This window comes from Serratia sp. SSNIH1, assembly GCF_002935055.1.
In the GTDB taxonomy this organism is placed as follows: domain Bacteria; phylum Pseudomonadota; class Gammaproteobacteria; order Enterobacterales; family Enterobacteriaceae; genus Serratia; species Serratia nevei.
This window is the reverse complement of the sequence record NZ_CP026383.1, coordinates 665,698-683,246: the sequence shown is the minus strand read 5'-3', so window position 1 is coordinate 683,246 and position 17,549 is coordinate 665,698. Positions and strand designations below refer to the sequence as shown.

General features: G+C 62.1%; 17 protein-coding genes. 7 read left to right on the top strand and 10 right to left on the bottom strand.

Annotation, left to right across the window (positions count from 1 at the left end; genetic code table 11):
- Nucleotides 1–48: 48 nt before the first annotated feature.
- The gene (locus C3F38_RS03265) at nt 49–2,361 is read left to right on the top strand and encodes a zinc/cadmium/mercury/lead-transporting ATPase (RefSeq protein WP_055317089.1); all 2,313 of its coding nucleotides are present in this window, start codon (nt 49–51) and stop codon (nt 2,359–2,361) included.
- Between the two features lie 59 nt (nt 2,362–2,420).
- Here the strand turns inward: C3F38_RS03265 and C3F38_RS03260 are convergent, their stop codons facing one another.
- The 3 genes from C3F38_RS03260 to tusA form a co-directional block, all read right to left on the bottom strand.
- Entirely contained in the window at nt 2,421–2,696 is a 276-nt protein-coding gene (locus C3F38_RS03260) for a type II toxin-antitoxin system mRNA interferase toxin, RelE/StbE family (protein WP_048232401.1), read from the bottom strand.
- Nucleotides 2,696–2,893, bottom strand: a complete 198-nt coding sequence (locus tag C3F38_RS03255; RefSeq protein WP_033649649.1) for a hypothetical protein — start codon at nt 2,891–2,893, stop codon at nt 2,696–2,698. Before C3F38_RS03255 ends, C3F38_RS03260 begins: the two co-directional genes overlap by 1 nt.
- A 61-nt stretch (nt 2,894–2,954) precedes the next feature.
- The gene (gene tusA, locus C3F38_RS03250) at nt 2,955–3,200 is read right to left on the bottom strand and encodes a sulfurtransferase TusA (protein WP_025304890.1); all 246 of its coding nucleotides are present in this window, start codon (nt 3,198–3,200) and stop codon (nt 2,955–2,957) included.
- A 220-nt stretch (nt 3,201–3,420) separates the two neighbouring features.
- Here tusA and C3F38_RS03245 point away from each other — a divergent pair, with 220 nt between their 5' ends.
- The 3 genes from C3F38_RS03245 (at nt 3,421) to C3F38_RS03235 (ending at nt 5,205) form a co-directional block, all read left to right on the top strand.
- Entirely contained in the window at nt 3,421–4,080 is a 660-nt protein-coding gene (locus C3F38_RS03245) for a 7-cyano-7-deazaguanine/7-aminomethyl-7-deazaguanine transporter (RefSeq protein WP_047729415.1), read from the top strand.
- Nucleotides 4,081–4,126: 46 nt separating this feature from the next.
- Nucleotides 4,127–4,561 carry a GNAT family N-acetyltransferase gene (locus C3F38_RS03240; protein ID WP_103767498.1) on the top strand — a complete coding sequence of 145 codons (435 nt, stop codon included), beginning with the start codon at nt 4,127–4,129 and terminating at the stop codon, nt 4,559–4,561.
- A gap of 80 nt (nt 4,562–4,641) precedes the next feature.
- Entirely contained in the window at nt 4,642–5,205 is a 564-nt protein-coding gene (locus C3F38_RS03235) for a DcrB family lipoprotein (RefSeq protein WP_047729417.1), read from the top strand.
- 35 nt (nt 5,206–5,240) lie between these two features.
- Here the strand turns inward: C3F38_RS03235 and glpC are convergent, their stop codons facing one another.
- The 3 genes from glpC to glpA are packed head-to-tail and all read right to left on the bottom strand — an operon-like array spanning nt 5,241 to nt 9,344.
- The gene (gene glpC, locus C3F38_RS03230) at nt 5,241–6,440 is read right to left on the bottom strand and encodes an anaerobic glycerol-3-phosphate dehydrogenase subunit GlpC (protein ID WP_055317090.1); all 1,200 of its coding nucleotides are present in this window, start codon (nt 6,438–6,440) and stop codon (nt 5,241–5,243) included.
- Entirely contained in the window at nt 6,437–7,705 is a 1,269-nt protein-coding gene (gene glpB / locus C3F38_RS03225) for a glycerol-3-phosphate dehydrogenase subunit GlpB (protein ID WP_055313077.1), read from the bottom strand. Before glpB ends, glpC begins: the two co-directional genes overlap by 4 nt.
- The gene (gene glpA / locus C3F38_RS03220) at nt 7,695–9,344 is read right to left on the bottom strand and encodes an anaerobic glycerol-3-phosphate dehydrogenase subunit A (RefSeq protein WP_048795660.1); all 1,650 of its coding nucleotides are present in this window, start codon (nt 9,342–9,344) and stop codon (nt 7,695–7,697) included. The genes glpB and glpA overlap by 11 nt, the downstream gene beginning before the upstream one ends.
- A 364-nt stretch (nt 9,345–9,708) precedes the next feature.
- Here glpA and glpT point away from each other — a divergent pair, with 364 nt between their 5' ends.
- Nucleotides 9,709–11,061 carry a glycerol-3-phosphate transporter gene (glpT, locus tag C3F38_RS03210; RefSeq protein ID WP_047729425.1) on the top strand — a complete coding sequence of 451 codons (1,353 nt, stop codon included), beginning with the start codon at nt 9,709–9,711 and terminating at the stop codon, nt 11,059–11,061.
- A gap of 83 nt (nt 11,062–11,144) precedes the next feature.
- Nucleotides 11,145–12,224, top strand: coding sequence for a glycerophosphodiester phosphodiesterase (gene glpQ, locus C3F38_RS03205; protein WP_015376272.1), 1,080 nt, complete (start codon nt 11,145–11,147; stop codon nt 12,222–12,224).
- A 195-nt stretch (nt 12,225–12,419) separates the two neighbouring features.
- Here glpQ and yigL read toward each other — a convergent pair whose 3' ends face one another.
- Together yigL and pldB are read right to left on the bottom strand one after the other, a co-directional pair.
- Nucleotides 12,420–13,217 (bottom strand): sugar/pyridoxal phosphate phosphatase YigL, encoded by a 798-nt coding sequence (yigL, locus tag C3F38_RS03195; protein ID WP_055317091.1) that lies wholly within the window; start codon nt 13,215–13,217, stop codon nt 12,420–12,422.
- Between the two features lie 4 nt (nt 13,218–13,221).
- Nucleotides 13,222–14,265: a lysophospholipase L2 gene (gene pldB / locus C3F38_RS03190; RefSeq protein WP_055317092.1), complete on the bottom strand. Its 1,044-nt coding sequence runs from the start codon at nt 14,263–14,265 to the stop codon at nt 13,222–13,224.
- Nucleotides 14,266–14,412: 147 nt separating this feature from the next.
- On the opposite strand from pldB, the gene rhtB reads away from it, so the two are divergent.
- Entirely contained in the window at nt 14,413–15,033 is a 621-nt protein-coding gene (rhtB, locus tag C3F38_RS03185) for a homoserine/homoserine lactone efflux protein (protein ID WP_025304879.1), read from the top strand.
- 46 nt (nt 15,034–15,079) lie between these two features.
- Here rhtB and rhtC read toward each other — a convergent pair whose 3' ends face one another.
- Complete coding sequence (rhtC, locus tag C3F38_RS03180) at nt 15,080–15,700, bottom strand: threonine export protein RhtC (protein ID WP_016929486.1); 621 nt, start codon at nt 15,698–15,700, stop codon at nt 15,080–15,082.
- Between the two features lie 12 nt (nt 15,701–15,712).
- Complete coding sequence (gene recQ / locus C3F38_RS03175) at nt 15,713–17,545, bottom strand: ATP-dependent DNA helicase RecQ (protein ID WP_038874114.1); 1,833 nt, start codon at nt 17,543–17,545, stop codon at nt 15,713–15,715.
- Between the last annotated feature and the right edge of the window lie 4 nt (nt 17,546–17,549).

Sequence of the window (17,549 nt, the reverse complement as noted above, 5' to 3'; positions counted from 1 at the left end):
GTAGAGTCAGCTGAGCAAACCCGTTTAACAGCCCGAAGGGGGGACGTTATGCACAACCAGCAAAACCATAATCATCAGGAACATCATCACGCCGAAGGGGGATGCGGCTGCAACCACAGCAAAACTCAGCATGGCTGCAGCAGCGAGCCGAAAAACGCCGCCGCACAGGCCGAACACGCCCACCACCATCACGATCATGGCGATAGCGGCTGCTGCACCGCCGCGCCCGACGATCCGGACGAGGAAAGCGACAGGCTGGCCGCCACTCCCCCTTCCGGTAGCCAACGTTTCAGCTGGAAAGTCACCGGTATGGACTGCCCCAGCTGCGCCAAGAAAATCGAAAATGCCGTCACCGCACTCCCCGGCGTCGACAGCGCGCGCGTGTTGTTCGCCACCGAGAAACTGGTGGTCGACGCGCAGTCCGACATCAGCCTGCGGATCCAGGACGCGGTCGCCCAAGCCGGCTTTACCCTGCTCGGCACTCAGACCGCCAAAGCCGCCGCGCCGAAAACCTCACGCTTCGGCGAATTCGCACCGCTGCTGCTGTTAGCCACCCTGATGGTCGTCAGCTGGGTGCTGGATCGGGTTAACCCGGAGCTGGGCCGCATCACCTTTATCGCCACCACGCTGGTCGGATTGGCACCGGTCGCCGCCAAGGCGCTGCGTCTGATTCGTTCCGGCACGCCGTTCGCCATCGAAACGCTGATGAGCGTGGCGGCCATCGGCGCGCTGTTCATCGGCGCCACCGCCGAGGCGGCGATGGTGCTGCTGCTGTTTATGGTCGGTGAACTGCTGGAATCCTACGCCGCCAACCGCGCGCGGCGCGGGGTGACGGCGCTGATGGAGCTGGTGCCGGAAGATGCGCTGCTGCTGCAAGGTGCGGAGCGCAAACGCGTGCCGGTCGCCAGCCTGCGTCCGGGCGATGTGATTGAAATCGCACCCGGCGGGCGCCTGCCGGCCGACGCCGCGCTGCTCAATCCTTTCGCCAGCTTCGACGAAAGCGCCCTGACCGGCGAATCGGTGCCGGTCGAGCGCCAACAGGGTGAGAAAGTGGCCGCCGGCAGCCTGTCCGTCGATCAGGCGGCGCAGATGAAGGTGATCTCCGAGCCCGGCAAAAACGCCATCGACCGCATTTTGCAGCTGATTGAAGAGGCCGAAGAGCGCCGCGCGCCGATCGAACGCTTCCTCGATCGGTTCAGCCGTTACTACACCCCGGCCATTATGCTGCTGGCCGTCGCGGTGATCCTGGTGCCGCCGCTGTTGTTCTCACAGCCGTGGGATACCTGGATCTATCGCGGCCTGACGCTGCTGCTGATCGGCTGCCCATGCGCATTGGTGATCTCGACCCCGGCGGCCATTACGTCCGGGTTGGCGGCTGCCACGCGGCGCGGTGCGCTGATTAAAGGCGGTGCGGCGCTGGAGCAACTGGGCCAGATCCAAACTATCGCCTTCGATAAAACCGGTACCCTGACCGAAGGTAAGCCGACGGTGACCGACGTGCTGCCGATCGGCACGCTCACCGAACAGCGGCTGCTGCAGCTTGCCGCCGCGGTGGAAGCCGGTTCACATCACCCGCTGGCGCAGGCGATCATCAACCGCGCCGCCGAAAGCGGGACGGAGCTGCCGCTGGCGCAGGCGCGCCGCGCGCTGGCCGGCGTCGGCGTGGAAGGGATCGTGGACGGCAAGACCGTGCTGATCAGCGCGCCGGGCAAGCTGGCACCGGGCCTGCTCGACGCCCAATGGCAGAGCCAGGTAGACAAGCTGGAAAACGCCGGCAAAACGGCAGTGGTGGTGCTGGAAGACGGCGCGCCCATCGGCTTGCTGGCGCTGCGCGATACGCTGCGCGGCGACGCCAAACAGGCCATAGCCGAACTGAACGCGCTGGGCATTCGCGGCGTGATGCTGACCGGCGACAACCCGCGCGCCGCCGCAGCGATCGCCGGCGAGCTGGGGCTCGACTATCGCGCCGGTCTGCTGCCGGAAGATAAGGTCAGCGCGGTCACCGAACTGAGCGAACTGCGCCCGACGGCGATGATCGGCGACGGCATCAACGACGCCCCGGCGATGAAGGCCTCCAGCATCGGCATCGCCATGGGCAGCGGCACCGACGTGGCATTGGAAACCGCCGACGCCGCCCTGACCCACAACCGGCTGGTAGGCGTCGCGGAGATGATCCGCATCTCGCGCGCCACCCACGCCAATATCCGGCAAAACATCACCATCGCATTGGGGCTGAAGGGGGTCTTCCTGATCACCAGCCTGCTGGGGCTGACCGGTTTGTGGCTGGCGGTGCTGGCAGACTCCGGCGCCACCGCGCTGGTCACCGCCAACGCGCTGCGGCTGTTGAAAAAGCGCCAATAACGCGGCGCCAGGCCGGGTTCCTCAATGGAAACCCGGCATTATCGATTGCAGCGGCGATATTAAGGATATTGTCGGCGCGTATGTAAAACCCGCAACACCCGGATGTGAGTTTCCAGCACCTGGTAAACCAGGAGATAATGGGGATGCAGGGGGATTTCATGCGTGCCGTCCACTCTGCCGCGCCGGAAAATTCGAGGATGTCTGGCGGCGGGAATGACGGCCTCCATGATGAGAGCCTTCATTTTTCTGGCCGCCAGAGGGTTATCATTGGCGATAAATCCCACAATCTCCCCCAGATCCTGACGTGCGACTCGAGTCCATTCGATGTTGAGCATTATGCCTGCTTCGCTTTGATCCTGGCTTCTGCAGCAGCGATAACAGCATCCATTTCAGCCATCACGTCATCATGAGGAATACCGGGCCGTGGCTCATCCATGGCTTCCTGAACTCTTTCAAGAAACCAGCGCTCATAGCCCTGTGTACGCTCCTCATTTTCCATCTTGGCAACCGTAGGCAGCAGTAAAATACTCATCGTTTGTCCCCTTCGAACGCTCCCCAATCGCAGGGAGCTTATCTCACGAGACGATTAAAAACTATACACCTTTACGTAACAGATAACGGTATGGCGCCTGCTCGGTCTCCTGCGCCACCAGCGTGTGTTCCATAAAGCGGCAGAACCCCGGAATATCGCGGGTGGTGGCCGGATCGTCGGCGATAATCAGCAGCGTTTCGCCGTTGTCCATATGGCGCACGGTTTTACGCACCATCATCACCGGTTCCGGACAACGCAGGCCCAGCGCGTCGAGCGTCTGGTCTGCCTGGGCAAATAAGTCAGTCATGCAATTTTTCTCGTTCAAAAACGATCGGCGAACGCTCGCCGCATCTCATTAGCGCCTAGTTTACGCCGGTAGTTTTTCTGCGCAAGATGCGTTAACGTTTGCGTTAAATTTAACCATTGCATTGGTTGCGCAAACGCGTATCATGCCGCCGCGCAGCGTTTTTTGCTGTTTTGACAAGACACACTGGGTTCCCTCACCCCACTGCTAAAAAGGCTACAACATGTATTCGTTTACCGCACAGCAGCGCTTCACGGCGTTGGTCTGGCTTTCGCTGTTTCATATCGCCATCATTACCTCCAGCAACTACCTGGTGCAGCTGCCGATCACCGTTTTCGGCTTCCATACCACCTGGGGCGCCTTTACCTTCCCGTTTATCTTCCTGGCGACCGATCTGACCGTGCGCATTTTCGGCGCGCCGCTGGCGCGGCGGATTATCCTGGCGGTGATGGTGCCGGCGCTGTTCATCTCTTACGTGATCTCCACCGTCACCTATCAGGGAGAGTGGCAGGGATTCGCGGCGCTGGGCAGTTTTAACCTGTTCGTGGCGCGCATCGCCGTCGCCAGCTTTATGGCCTACGTGCTCGGCCAGATCCTCGACGTTCACGTCTTCAACCGCCTGCGCCAGCGCAGCGCCTGGTGGGTAGCGCCGGCGGCGGCGATGTTCTTCGGCAACATCAGCGATACGCTGGCGTTCTTCTTCATCGCCTTCTACAAGAGCAGCGATCCCTTCATGGCCAACAACTGGGTGGAGATCGCGCTGGTGGATTACAGCTTCAAGGTGATGATCTGCCTGCTGTTCTTCCTGCCGATGTACGGCGTGTTGCTGAACATGCTGCTCAAACGCATCGCGGCGCGCAGCGGCAGCCTGCAGCTGAGCTGAGCTGAGCCGTGCTATTCTGGGCGGCCCTATCCTTTGGAGGCCGCTCATGACCCCAATCGTCCGCACCGCCACGCTCGAAGAAATCCACCGCCTTTACCAACGCATCCCCGAATTCGGCAGCCTGCATAGCCTGGCCGATCTGCAGCGGCGCATCGGCCCCGCCCCCGCCAGCCTGTTGATCGCCGAAATCGACGGCCAGCCGGCCGGTTTCAAGCTCGGTTATCAACGGCAGGAAACGGTGTTCTACAGCTGGTTGGGTGGCGTGCTGCCGGCCTTCCGTCGCCACAGCGTGGCGCAGGCCTTGCTGGCCGAACAGGAACGCTGGGCGCGGGCGCAGGGCTATCGCCAGCTGACGGTCAAAACCCGTAACCGGTTCCGCGCCATGCTGACGATGCTGCTCACCCATCACCATCAGATTGTTCAGCTGGAAAAGAAAGGCGAAGTGGCTGATTATCGGCTATTACTGGAAAAAAACTTGTGACAACATCTGCCTTGCATTTCAACCTGGAATAGGTTGCGATACGACAGTGAATCCCTACCGGAAAGGAATAAGGAAGCCCGATGCGTAAAGTAGCGAAATTGATGGGTATCAGCCTGCTGGCGCTTGGCCTCGCGGCCTGCGACGGCAACACCAAAGACACCAAGGCAGCGCCAGACGGCGCGGCGGCCAGCGCACCGGCCGGGCAGCAGGTGAGCCTGCTGGACGGTAAACTGGCGTTCACCCTGCCGGTCGGCATGGCGGATCAGAGCGGCAAGCTGGGTAACCAGGCCAACAACATGCATGTTTACGCAGACAGCACTGGTCAGCGCGCGGTGATCGTGATCCTGGGCGACAAGACCGCCGACAGCCTGGAGACTCTGGCCAAGCGCCTGGAGAATACCCAGCGCGCGCGTGACGCCAACCTGCAGGTGATCACCAACAAGGCGCTCGACGTCAACGGCGTGCCGCTGCGTCAGCTGGACAGCATCATCACCAGCAGCGGCGAAAAAGCCTATTCCTCCGTCCTGATCGGCTCGTTGAACAACAACATGCTGACCATTCAGGTGACGCTGCCGGCGGACAATCAGCAGCAGGCGCAGACCGAAGCCGAAGGCATCATCTCCACCCTGAAGCTGAAGCAGTAATCCCACAGAGGGCCGGCTTGCCGGCCCTTGAGTTTTTACGCCAACGCCTGCGCCAGCAGGGCGATCGGATGTTCACAGCGCTTGCTGGTGGACATTTCTATCTGCCATTTGCAGGTCTCGCAGTCGGTCACCACCAGATCCACCCCGCTCTCTTCGATCTGCCGAAACAGCGGCGCGCCGATGCCTTGCGAAGTGGCGTAGTTCTCCGATTTAAACCCGTAGGTGCCAGCGATGCCGCAGCACTGGGAATCCAGCACCACCAGCTCCAGCCCCGGTATCTGCCGCAGCAGCTCCAGCGTGTAGGCGGTCCAGCCCATCTTCTCCATATGGCAAGGCGTGTGATAAGCCACCCGCAGCGGCGTGTGCTTCAGCGGCAGGCTGCGCCCCTGATTGATCAGGCGATAGAGATAGCGCGTCGCCAGCTCCACCCGATCGCGCACCGGGGTAGTGTCCACGTCCAGCAGATGGGGGTATTCGTCGCGCAGGGTGAAGGTGCAGCTCGATGAGGTCGCTACCACCGGAATGCCGCGCTCCAGCACCGCTTCATGCAGCGACTCGGCGTTGACCCTGGCCTGCTTTTTGGCCTGATCGATAAACCCGTTGGCAATCAGCGGCACGCCGCAGCATTTCTCGCGTTTCAGCAGCTGCACGCCGATATCCAGCGCGTTGAACACCCGGATCAAATCCTTGCCCAGCTGCGGATGGTTATAGTTGACGAAGCAGCCGTGGAAAAACGCCACCTGCTCGGCATAACGCTGCTGATCCTGGGCCTGTTGCCGGTACCAGCGGCGGAAAGTGCCGAACGAGTATTTCGGCAGCTCGCGACGGTGATCGATCTTCAGCGCCTTGTCCAACAGCTTGCGCACCGGTTTCAGCCCGGTAGCGGCGTTGACGATCGGCGCGAACGGCGTCGACAGCGAGCCCATGATGTCGGTGTGGCTGAGGATGGCGTCGCGCAGCGTCGGCTTGCTCTGGGCGAAGTCGGCGCGGGCGCGCTGAATGATGTCGCCGATTTTGACGTCGGACGGGCAGGCCACTTCACAACGCTTGCAGTTGGTGCAGTATTTCAGCGCTTCGTCGTACAGCGCCGGATCTTTCAGCCGCAGCCGCTCGCCGTCCGGCCCCGCCTGTTTTGGCCCCGGATAGAGCGGGTTCACTTTGGCGACCGGGCAGTAGGTGGTGCAGACGGTGCATTTGATGCAGCTTTCAAAGCTGTGGTCCTGATGCAGGCTCATGCGTTTTCCTCCGCGGCGATCTGCTGCGCGACGTGCAGCGCACCGATCAATGACACGCCGGCGCCGCAACCCTGCTGCAGCGGATCGTAGCCGCCGGCGACCGCGCCGATGGCATACAGATTGTCGAACGGCATTCCCTGCTTCATCGCCCGCAGCCTGCCGTCGGTGCGCACGCCAAACTGCAGATAAGGCTGCGGTGCAAACAGCTCGCGCCGGCTCCAGTCGGCGCGATCGGCGCGGCTGTGCACGTCCAGTCCGAAGATCGGCTCGCGCACCCCGTCGAAATCCGCCACCAGCCCGTTGCTGAAGAAGCTGCCGCTGGCCAGCACCACCTGCTGTGCCCGCAGCGGAATATCGCCGTGGTTGCGGGTATACAGGCCGGTGACGCGGCCGGCTTCACACTCGGCGCGCAGCACGCTGTCGCCAGGCATGAAAACGCCGCCCAGCTGTTGGAAACGCCGCCGCAGCGCCTGATGCAAACGCATGCCGGGCACCGAAGGCGGCAGCGTCGGCAGCAGCCGGATCGGTTTGCCGACCGCATCCTGCAGCACCGCCAGCGACGCGTCGTCCTCCAATCCCAAACAGGCCGGCAGGAAGAGCGCGTCGGCCTCGCCCGCCAACCGCCGCAGCTCCTCGGCCATCGGCGGCAGGCTTTCCATCAAATCCAGCACCCGGGCGATGTTCACCGCGCGGAACTCACTGGGGTTATTGCGCAATCTGTCCAGCGCCGGCATGTGCAGATAGGCTACCTCCGTCTCTACGCCGAGCTCGCGGCTCAGGGAGTCGGCGGCCATCTGCGGCTGGAAGTCGAGGAACCCCTCGATGCCGATCACCGCGATGCGCCGCCACGGCAGTTGGCCGGTCAGCGGCAGCGTCGGGATCGCCTGCGGGCTGAGCCAGGTGGCGCGGCGCGTGCCCAGCGGCGTAATGCGCAAATGGTTATTGGCGCCCTCACCCTGCAGCTGCAGCCCGCAGCGCGCCAGCAGCCGCTGTGCGGCGGCGGACAACGCCGCCACCCGACCGGGCCCGATCAGGGCATACGGATGCTGCGGCGCCTGCTGCGCCAGCTGCGGTAGCGCCGCCAGCGGCATCTCGACCGGCGTGCCGTCCGGCAATCTCGCCAGCAGATCGAGCGAGCCGGAGGAGAAGTAGAGCGCGCTCTGGCCGGAACTGACCACCGCGCAGCGTTTGCCCTGTTCGGCCACGGCAATGGCGCAGCTCAGGCCCGCCAGGCCGCCACCAATCACCACTACGTCAAATCGCATCATCCGCCTCCTGCTCCTTGTCGGCCTGGGCCTCAAGCCCGCATAACCCCTGGTAAACCCAACTGGTAAATTCACTCTCACGCAGCGCGTCGCCCCAGGCGATCGGCCGTACGCCTTTCCACCGTTCGTTGAGGAACTGCGACAGCTGCGCAATGGACTGCTGCGGCGTGCTGACCTTGAAGCGCGTCAGCAGCCCGGCGGCGCGGCAGGCGCAGAGTTCCCCCTGGCAGGTGCCCATGCCGACGCGGGTGCGGCGGCGCAGATCCACCAGGTTATTGACGGTCAGCGAGTTGACCGCATAGCGCACTTCCCCGGCGGTCACCGCCTCGCATTCGCACACCAGGCTGGTGTCGAGCCGATCGGCCGCCGGCACCTGGCTGGCGCGATCGCCGTGGCGGTAAATTGCCGAGCCGCGAATGCTGGCGGGCAGAGAAACCACGCTGCGCACCGTTTCCTCTGCCGACTGGCGGGAGCCGGGCAACGCATCCTGCGCGGTGGTGCACGGGCGGTTTACGCCAAGCTTTTCACACACCTTGTCGGTGGCCCACTCCGCCATCAGGCGGTAGGTCATCAGCTTGCCGCCGGTGATGGTGATAAACCCTTCCAGCCCGTCGCGAGCGGCGTGATCGAGCAGCACGATGCCGCGGCTGACGTTGCGCCCGCTGGGATCGTCGTCGCTGGCCACCAGCGGCCGCACCCCGGCGTAGGCGCGCAGAATGCGGGTCTGCGCCAGGGTGGGCGCCAGCAGCGCTCCCTCGCGGATCAGAATGTCCACCTCCTGCGGGGTCACCAGCATGTTGTCAATTTGATCGTAATCGATATGGGTCGAGGTGGTGCCGATCAGCGAGATGGTGTCACCCGGCACCAGGATGTCGGCGTCTGCCGGTTTGCGGCAGCGGTTGATCACCATGTTGTTGATGCGGTGGCCGAGGATCAGCAGCGCCCCTTTGGCCGGGAACATGCGGATGCGCAAGTCAGCGTATTCGGCGATCTGCTGGCCCCAGATGCCGGCGGCGTTGACCACCACCGGCGCATGCAGCTCATAACGCCGCTGATTCTGATGGTCGTAAACGCGCACGCCCGTCACCCGGTCGCCGCTGCGCAGCAACCCCACCACCTGGTGGTAGGTCAGGATCTGCGCGCCGTGTTCACGCGCATCCAGCATGTTGGCGGCGGTCAGCCGGAAGGGATCGACGGTGCCGTCCGGCACCCGCACCGCGCCGATCAGCGCCGGGTTGGCCGCCGGCTCCAGGCGCAGCGCCAGCTGCGGGTCGATCGCTTCGGCGTCGATGTCGGCCTGGCGACAGGCGGCGATAAACTGTTGCTGATAGTCCAGCGAGTCCTGCGGCAGGGTGATGAACAGCCCATCGGTACGCTCGATGCAGTGGTGGGCAATGCGTTTCAGGATGCGGTTCTCTTCAATGCACTCGCGCGCCGACTCGCCGTCGGTCACCGCATAGCGCGCGCCGCTGTGCAGTAAACCGTGGTTGCGGCCGGTGGCGCCGGTGGCGATGTCGTGGCGCTCCAGCAAGATGCAGCGCAAGCCGCGCCGCGCACAGTCGCGGGCGATGCCTGCACCGGTGGCACCGCCGCCGATGATGATCACATCCGTTTCGCCGCCGTCAAAATAGCTGCTCATGTCGCTCCCTCAGGATCGGTAGTTATGAGCCTATTGAGCCACGGTTATTAGGGTCTTTGTTTGATAAGGAACAATAACGAACATGAAACGAAATAAAAATATCCACAAAAAACCATCAATGTGATCATAATCACGATTTTTGGACGTTTTTCTATTTCATAACGTTAACGAATCGCTCAAAATCCGCCGTGGTTTCATGAAAGTGTAACAATTGCGCCATTCGTCACAGCGACACCAGGCGTATTTGATGACAATGGCGCTCGTTATGGAACACAAAAACACCACATTCGATATCCGCTCAATCATCAAATGAACGTAAAAGGTCATATTGATGTGATAACAGATAAAGCCATCGGAGGCGCTCATGTTGAGTATTTTTAAGCCGGCCGCACACACCGCCCGTGTGCCGAGCGATAAGGTAGACCCGCTCTACCGTAAGCTGCGCTGGCAAATTTTCCTGGGGATCTTCTTCGGTTACGCCGCTTACTATCTGGTGCGTAAGAACTTCACCCTGGCCATGCCTTACCTGATCGAACAAGGCTTCAGCCGCGGTGACCTCGGCTTCGCGCTGTCGGGCATTTCCATCGCCTACGGCTTCTCCAAATTCATCATGGGTTCGGTCTCCGACCGTTCCAACCCGCGGGTGTTCCTGCCCGCCGGCCTGATCCTGGCGGCGGCGGTGATGTTGTTCATGGGCTTCGTGCCATGGGCCACCTCCAGCATCGCCATCATGTTCGTCCTGCTGTTCCTGTGCGGCTGGTTCCAGGGCATGGGTTGGCCGCCGTGCGGCCGCACCATGGTGCACTGGTGGTCGCAGAAAGAACGCGGCGGCATCGTTTCCATCTGGAACTGCGCCCACAACGTGGGTGGCGGCCTGCCGCCGCTGCTGTTCCTGCTGGGTATGGCCTGGTTCAACGACTGGCACGCGGCGCTGTACATGCCGGCCTTCGGCGCCATCCTGGTGGCCCTGATCGCCTTCGCCCTGATGCGCGACACCCCGCAATCCTGCGGCCTGCCGCCGATTGAAGAGTACAAAAACGACTATCCGGACGACTACAGCGAAAAAGACGAAGAAGAGCTGACCGCCAAGCAGATCTTCATGCAGTACATTCTGCCGAACAAGCTGCTGTGGTACATCGCGGTCGCCAACGTGTTCGTCTATCTGCTGCGTTACGGCATTCTGGACTGGTCGCCGACCTACCTGAAAGAAGTGAAACACTTCGCGCTGGACAAGTCGTCCTGGGCCTACTTCCTGTATGAATACGCCGGTATCCCGGGCACCCTGCTGTGCGGCTGGATGTCGGACAAAGTGTTCAAAGGCAACCGCGGCGCCACCGGCGTGTTCTTCATGACGCTGGTGACCATCGCCACCGTGGTGTTCTGGATGAACCCGGCCGGTAACCCGACCGTGGACATGATCTGTATGCTGGTCATCGGCTTCCTGATCTACGGCCCGGTGATGCTGATCGGCCTGCACGCGCTGGAGCTGGCGCCGAAGAAAGCCGCCGGCACCGCCGCGGGCTTCACCGGCCTGTTCGGCTACCTGGGCGGCTCGGTTGCGGCCAGCGCCATCGTCGGTTACACCGTGGACTTCTTCGGTTGGGACGGCGGCTTCATGGTGATGATCGGCGGCGGCGTGCTGGCGGTTATCCTGCTGCTGCTGACCATGCTGAACGAAAAGAAACACCACGCGGAAATCGCCGCCAAGCGCGGTTAAGCGTCACACGACTTTTGCATGATTTAAAGGCCGCCCTGCGGCCTTTTTACTACCCTGCCCCCAACAACACGGAGAAAAACGGAATGCGGACTCAAGTCAAAGCCCTGCTGACAGGGATCATTCTCGCCACCTCGATGGTCAGCGCCGCGCAGGCGGCGGACAAAGTGGTGATCGCCCACCGCGGCGCCAGCGGCTACCTGCCGGAACACACCCTGCCGGCGAAAGCGATGGCCTACGCCCAGGGCGCCGATTACCTCGAACAAGATCTGGTGATGACCAAGGACAACGAGCTGGTGGTACTGCACGACCATTACCTCGATCGCGTCACCGACGTCGCCGAACGCTTCCCGGACCGCGCGCGCAAAGACGGCCGCTACTACGCCATCGACTTTACGCTGGCGGAGATCAAATCGCTGAAGTTCACCGAAGGCTTTGAAATCGAAAACGGCAAGAAGGTACAGGGTTATCCTGGCCGCTTCCCGATGGGCAAATCCGACTTCCGCGTACACACCTTCCAGGAGGAGATCGAGTTCGTGCAGGGTCTGAACCATTCGACCGGCAAAAACATCGGCATCTACCCTGAAATCAAGGCGCCTTGGTTCCACAAACAGGAAGGCAAAGACATCTCCAGCAAAGTGCTGGCGGTGCTCAAGCAGTACGGTTACACCGGCAAGAACGATAACGTCTACCTGCAGTGCTTCGACGCCAACGAGCTCAAACGCATCAAGAACGAGCTGGAGCCGAAGCTGGGCATGGATCTGAAGCTGGTGCAGCTGATCGCCTATAACGACTGGCAGGAAACCTACGAGCAGAAAGCCGACGGCAAGTGGGTAGAATACGACTACGACTGGATGTTCAAGCCGGGCGCGATGAAGAAAATCGCTCAGTATGCCGACGGCATCGGGCCGGACTACCACATGCTGGTCGTGGCGGATCAATCCAAGCCGGGCCACATCGTGCTGACCGACATGGTGAAAGAAGCGCACGCCAGCAAGCTGGCGGTGCACCCGTTCACCATCCGCGCCGATGCGCTGCCGAAGTACGTGACCGACGTGAACCAGCTGTATGACGTGATTTACAACCAGGCCGGCGTCGACGGTGTGTTCACCGACTTCCCGGACAAGGGCGTGCAGTTCCTGCAGAAGCAGGGCCAGCACAAGTAATGCCAAGGGCGCCGCAAGGCGCCCTTGGATTGCTGACAAAGAAGGAAAAAGCGTGGTTTTTCCTCCTTTGTGGATATCAGTCGAAAATCAATAAATTGATTTTCCTTGTTTTTTTAGATATTGCCTTCTGTCAGCTCGGCAACGTCATCCGGTTTATGATTGACTTTAAGGGCGCCGCAAGGCGCCCTTGTTATTTCAGAGGAACATCTTGCGCAGGTAATGCGGCACCGCGTTATCGACGTTGGAACCGATCACTTCCAGCTCCGGCAGCATATCCTTCAGGCGCTGATGCGCGTCGCGCATGATGCAGCCCTTGCCGGCCATCGACAGCATCTCCAGATCGTTCATGCCGTCGCCGAAGGAGATGCACTCTTGCAGCGTATAGCCGATGATTTTGGCCACTTCTTCCAGCGCATGCCCTTTCGACACGCCACCCGCCATCACTTCCAGGCAGGTCGGGAACGAGAAGCTGACGTTGACCCGATCGCCCCAGCGCGCGTTGATGGCATCTTCCACCTGCAGCAACCGCTCGTGATCTTCGCAGGTGAAGTAGACCTTACAGACGCCGTCGGTTTCAAGCAGGCCCGGCTCGAACAGCTGATATTTGAATACGGATTCTCGGAAGAACTCTTCCTGCTCAGGGCTTTCGCGGTTGATGAACCAGTCATCGTTACGGTAGACGTTGGTGGTGATCTCCGGATCGTCGTGCAGCATACCGTACAGATCGCGGGCGATATCCCCGTCCAGGTTATGGCTGAAGATCAACTCGCCGGCGGTGTTGTGCACCCGCGCGCCGTTGGAGGTGATCATAAAGGCGCTGATCTCCAGGCTATCGCGGATCTGCGCCACGTCGATATGGTGGCGGCCGGTGGCGAACACGAAATGCACGCCGCGCTGGGTCAGCAACTTCAGCGTTTCTTTGGCGTACGGCGACAGGGTATGGTCGGGAGACAGCAGCGTGCCATCTAAATCGGAAGCGACGACGTGATACATAGCGTTATGTTCTAACCTCTGATGGAGTTGTCGGCGGCAGCGCGCCGCCTAAGTGTTGAGCAAAGAAGCGCAGGATTGCGTTCAGTGCTTCGGCGCGCATCGCGTCCCGCTCGAACAGGATCTCATGGCGTGCGCCGTTGATAATCCACGGGAGCCCCCCTTCGCAAGGGCGCCCCGCGTCTGACAGAGCCTGACAAAAAGCCTGATGCGAACGGTTGTCGACCACCCGTTCCTCACCGGCCTGCAAAAGCAACAGCGGCGTTGTTATCTCCCCGGCCTGAGCGATAATCTGCCGGCCGGCGCGGATGCTCTCCCGCACCCAATGGTAGGTCGGCCCGCCCACCTGCAGCTCGGGGTAATCGGCGTAATAGCGCAGGCTGCGCCGATAGCGCTCGCGGCTGTGGGTCAACACGTTGACCACATAAGGCAACGGACGCCACTGGCCGGTGCCCACCGCGTAGTAGTCGCGGATCGCCGGGCGGCTCTCCGCCCAGTCGAGGATGCGGTCGGCCAACCAGACCGGCATCGGCAACTGGATGCCGAACATCGGCGCGCAAAACGCCGCCGCGTCGAATGCCTGCGGCCGACGCTGCAGGAACTGCGCCAGGATCGCGCCGCCCATCGAATGCGCCAGCGCGAAGCGCTGCCGATAACCGCGCGATTCGACCTCGCGCTGCCAAAGCTGCTCGAAATCGTCCACGTAGTCGGCGAAGTTTACCACATGACCGCGGTGCGTATCCGCCAGTAAACGGCCGGAGCGCCCCTGGCCGCGATGATCGACGATCACCACGTCGTAACCGCAGTGGAACAGATCGTAGGCCACCTCGGGGTATTTCACGTAGCTTTCGATGCGACCGGGGCTGACCACCACCACCCGCTGATGTCGCGCGGAGCGAAAACGCACAAAGCGGATCGGCACGCCGTCCACGCCGCTGAACTCGCCCTCTTCCCGCAGCCGCCAAAAATCCAGCAGCGGCCCGGTGGCGAAGGCAGCGAACTGCGTTTCACGCGTTAACCAGTCATCGGAGCTGAGAGTGAACGAGGTCATCGAGAGCGTTTTCCCTGTGGGGCCGGCGGAAAATGTGACCGCTGGCACAAGAAATCATACTAGCGTATTGTGATTCAATTCTTACAAAAAACGGCGCCGCCTCGGCGCATTGTGGCACAAAACGACACTTTCAGGGAGCCGAGAACCATGACCTTGGACTGGTGGTTAACCTACCTGCTGACCACGCTTATCCTCAGCCTGTCCCCCGGCTCAGGCGCCATCAACACCATGAGCACCGGCATCAGCCACGGCTATCGCGGCGCCGCCGCGTCGATCGCCGGGCTGCAGGTCGGGCTGAGCGCGCACATCGTACTGGTGGGCATCGGCCTCGGCGCGCTGATTTCTCAATCGCTGCTGGCGTTCGAGCTGCTGAAATGGCTGGGCGCCGCCTACCTGGTGTGGCTCGGCATCCAGCAATGGCGCGCCGCCGGGGCGCTGGATCTGCATGCGCTGGCGGGCAGCATGCCGCGCCGCCGTCTGTTCCGCCGCGCGGTGCTGGTCAACCTGACCAACCCGAAAAGCATCGTGTTCCTCGCCGCGCTGTTCCCGCAGTTTATCTTGCCCAATCAGCCACAGGCCGAGCAGTATCTGGTGCTCGGCGTCACTACCGTGGTGGTGGATATTCTGGTGATGATCGGTTACGCCACCCTGGCGACGCGCATCGCCGGCTGGCTGAGAACGCCGCGCCAGATGCAGCTGCTCAACCGGGTATTCGGTTCGCTGTTCATTTTGGTGGCGGGGCTGCTGGCGACCGCCCGCAAAGCCTGACAAAAAAGGCCGGGCATCGCTGCCCGGCCTTTTTTGTCACCGCCGGTCAGCGGGTAAAGATCAGGTGTAACCCAAAGCCGGTAAACAGCACGCCGGCTACCCCGTCGATCCACTTGGCCAGCCGCTGGTAGCCGCGGCGCATCGCCGGCAGCGCGAACACCACCGCCACCAGGCTGAACCAGACGAAGGTCTCGGCGACGATCAGCAGGAACAGTCCCCAGCGCGCCCCGGCGCCGACGCTGTCGCCGACGAACAGTGAGAACACGCTGCCGAAATAGATCACCGCTTTCGGGTTGGACAGATTGGTCAGGAAGCCGCGAATAAAGCTGCGCCCGGCCTTCGGCAACGCCACCTGGGCCTCCGCCGCCGGCTGCGCTTGCTGCGCCCGCGCGGAACGCAGCAGCTGCCACCCCATCCAGCACAGGTAAATGCCGCCGCCGACCATGATGATCTGATGCAACCAGGCCATCTTCTGCAGGATCAGATGCAGCCCCATCAACGCCACGCCGGCCCATACCACGATGCCGAGCGAAATGCCGACCACGCCCATCATCGCCTCGCGGCGCGAGCGGCTGGCGGCGGTTTGCGACACGAAAAAGAAGTCCGGCCCCGGGCTCATCAGCGCAATCAGATGTACCAGCGCCACGGTGAGAAACAACATCAGCATGATTTATCGCCCTCAGTCTTCATCATTGTCGAGATGGTCGCGGATCATCGCCATAAAGGGCGCGCCGAAACGCTCCAGTTTGCGCTGGCCGACGCCATTGACGCTCAGCAGATCGCCGGCCTTGATTGGCATCTGTTCGGCCATTTCCAGCAGCGTGGCGTCGTTGAACACCACGTAGGGCGGAATGTTTTCTTCGTCGGCGATCGATTTGCGCAGTTTGCGCAGCTTGGCGAACAGCTTGCGATCGTAATTGCCGCCGTAGGATTTCTGGTTGGCGCTGCTGCGCGACTTCAGGCTCTGGATGCGCGGCACCGCCAGCTGCAGCGCCACCTCGCCGCGCAACACCGGGCGCGCCGCCTCGGTCAATTGCAGCGCCGAGTGCATGGCGATGTTCTGGGTGATAAAGCCCAGGTGGATCAGCTGACGCAGCACGCTGGTCCAGTGTTCGGTGGTTTGATCGCGGCCGATGCCGTACACCGGCAGCTTATCGTGGCCGTATTCGCGAATGCGTTGGTTGTTGGAACCGCGCAGCACTTCCACGATGTACCCGAGGCCGAAGCGCTGGCCGACGCGGTACACGCAGGACAGCGCCTTGCGCGCGTCCTCCAGCCCGTCGTAGCGCTTGGGCGGATCGAGGCAAATGTCGCAGTTGCCGCAGTTCTCGTGCTTGCCTTCGCCGAAGTAGTTGAGCAGCACCAGACGGCGGCAGGTTTGCGCCTCGGCGAACGCGCCCATGGCGTTCAGCTTGTGGCGCTCGATATCCAGCTGCTGTCCGGCGGGTTTTTCCTCCAAGCAGCGGCGCAGCCAGGCCATGTCGGCCGGATCGTACAGCAGGATGGCTTCGGCCGGCAGGCCGTCGCGCCCGGCGCGGCCGGTCTCCTGATAATAGGATTCGATATTGCGCGGGATGTCGAAATGCACCACGAAGCGCACGTTGGGTTTATTGATGCCCATGCCGAAGGCGACGGTGGCCACCACCACCTGCAGATCGTCACGCTGGAACGCTTCCTGCACCTGCGCGCGGCGATCGTTGTCCAGCCCGGCGTGGTAGGCGCCGACGCTCAGCCCGCGGCTTTGCAGACGCGCGGCGGTGTCTTCCACCTTGGCGCGGCTGTTGCAATAGATAATGCCGCTCTTGCCGCGCTGATCCTGCACGAAGCGCCACAGCTGATCGAGCGGCTTGAATTTTTCCACCAGCGTGTAGCGGATGTTCGGCCGGTCGAAGCTGCTGACCTGCACCAGCGGGTTCTGCAGCGACAGCAGGCGCACGATATCGCCGCGGGTGGACTCGTCGGCGGTGGCGGTCAGCGCGATCACCGGCATCGACGGGAAGCGCTGTTTCAGCTGACCCAGCGCGCGATATTCCGGCCGGAAGTCATGGCCCCACTGCGAAATACAGTGCGCCTCATCCACCGCCAGCATCGCCGGCGGACAGTGATCGAGCAGGCTGAGGAAGCTTTCCATCATCAGCCGTTCCGGCGCGATGTACAGCATCTTGATGGTGCCGTTGCGGCAGCCGGCCATAACGTCCAGCTGCTCCTCGCGGGTTTGCGTCGAGTTGTAGCAGGCGGCGGAAACGCCGTAGGCCAACAGTTGGTCGACCTGGTCCTTCATCAGCGAGATCAACGGGGAAACGACCAGCGTCAGGCCGTCCATCACCAGCGCCGGGATTTGGTAACACAGCGACTTGCCGCCGCCGGTCGGCATCACCACCAGGCAATCCTGCCCGCCGATCGCGGCGTTGATAATCGTTTGTTGGCCCGGACGGAATTGCTGGTAGCCAAAGGTATCGCGCAATACCTGCTCGGCCAGCAACTCTCTGTTAATCACTGCTGCGGTTGACACACAC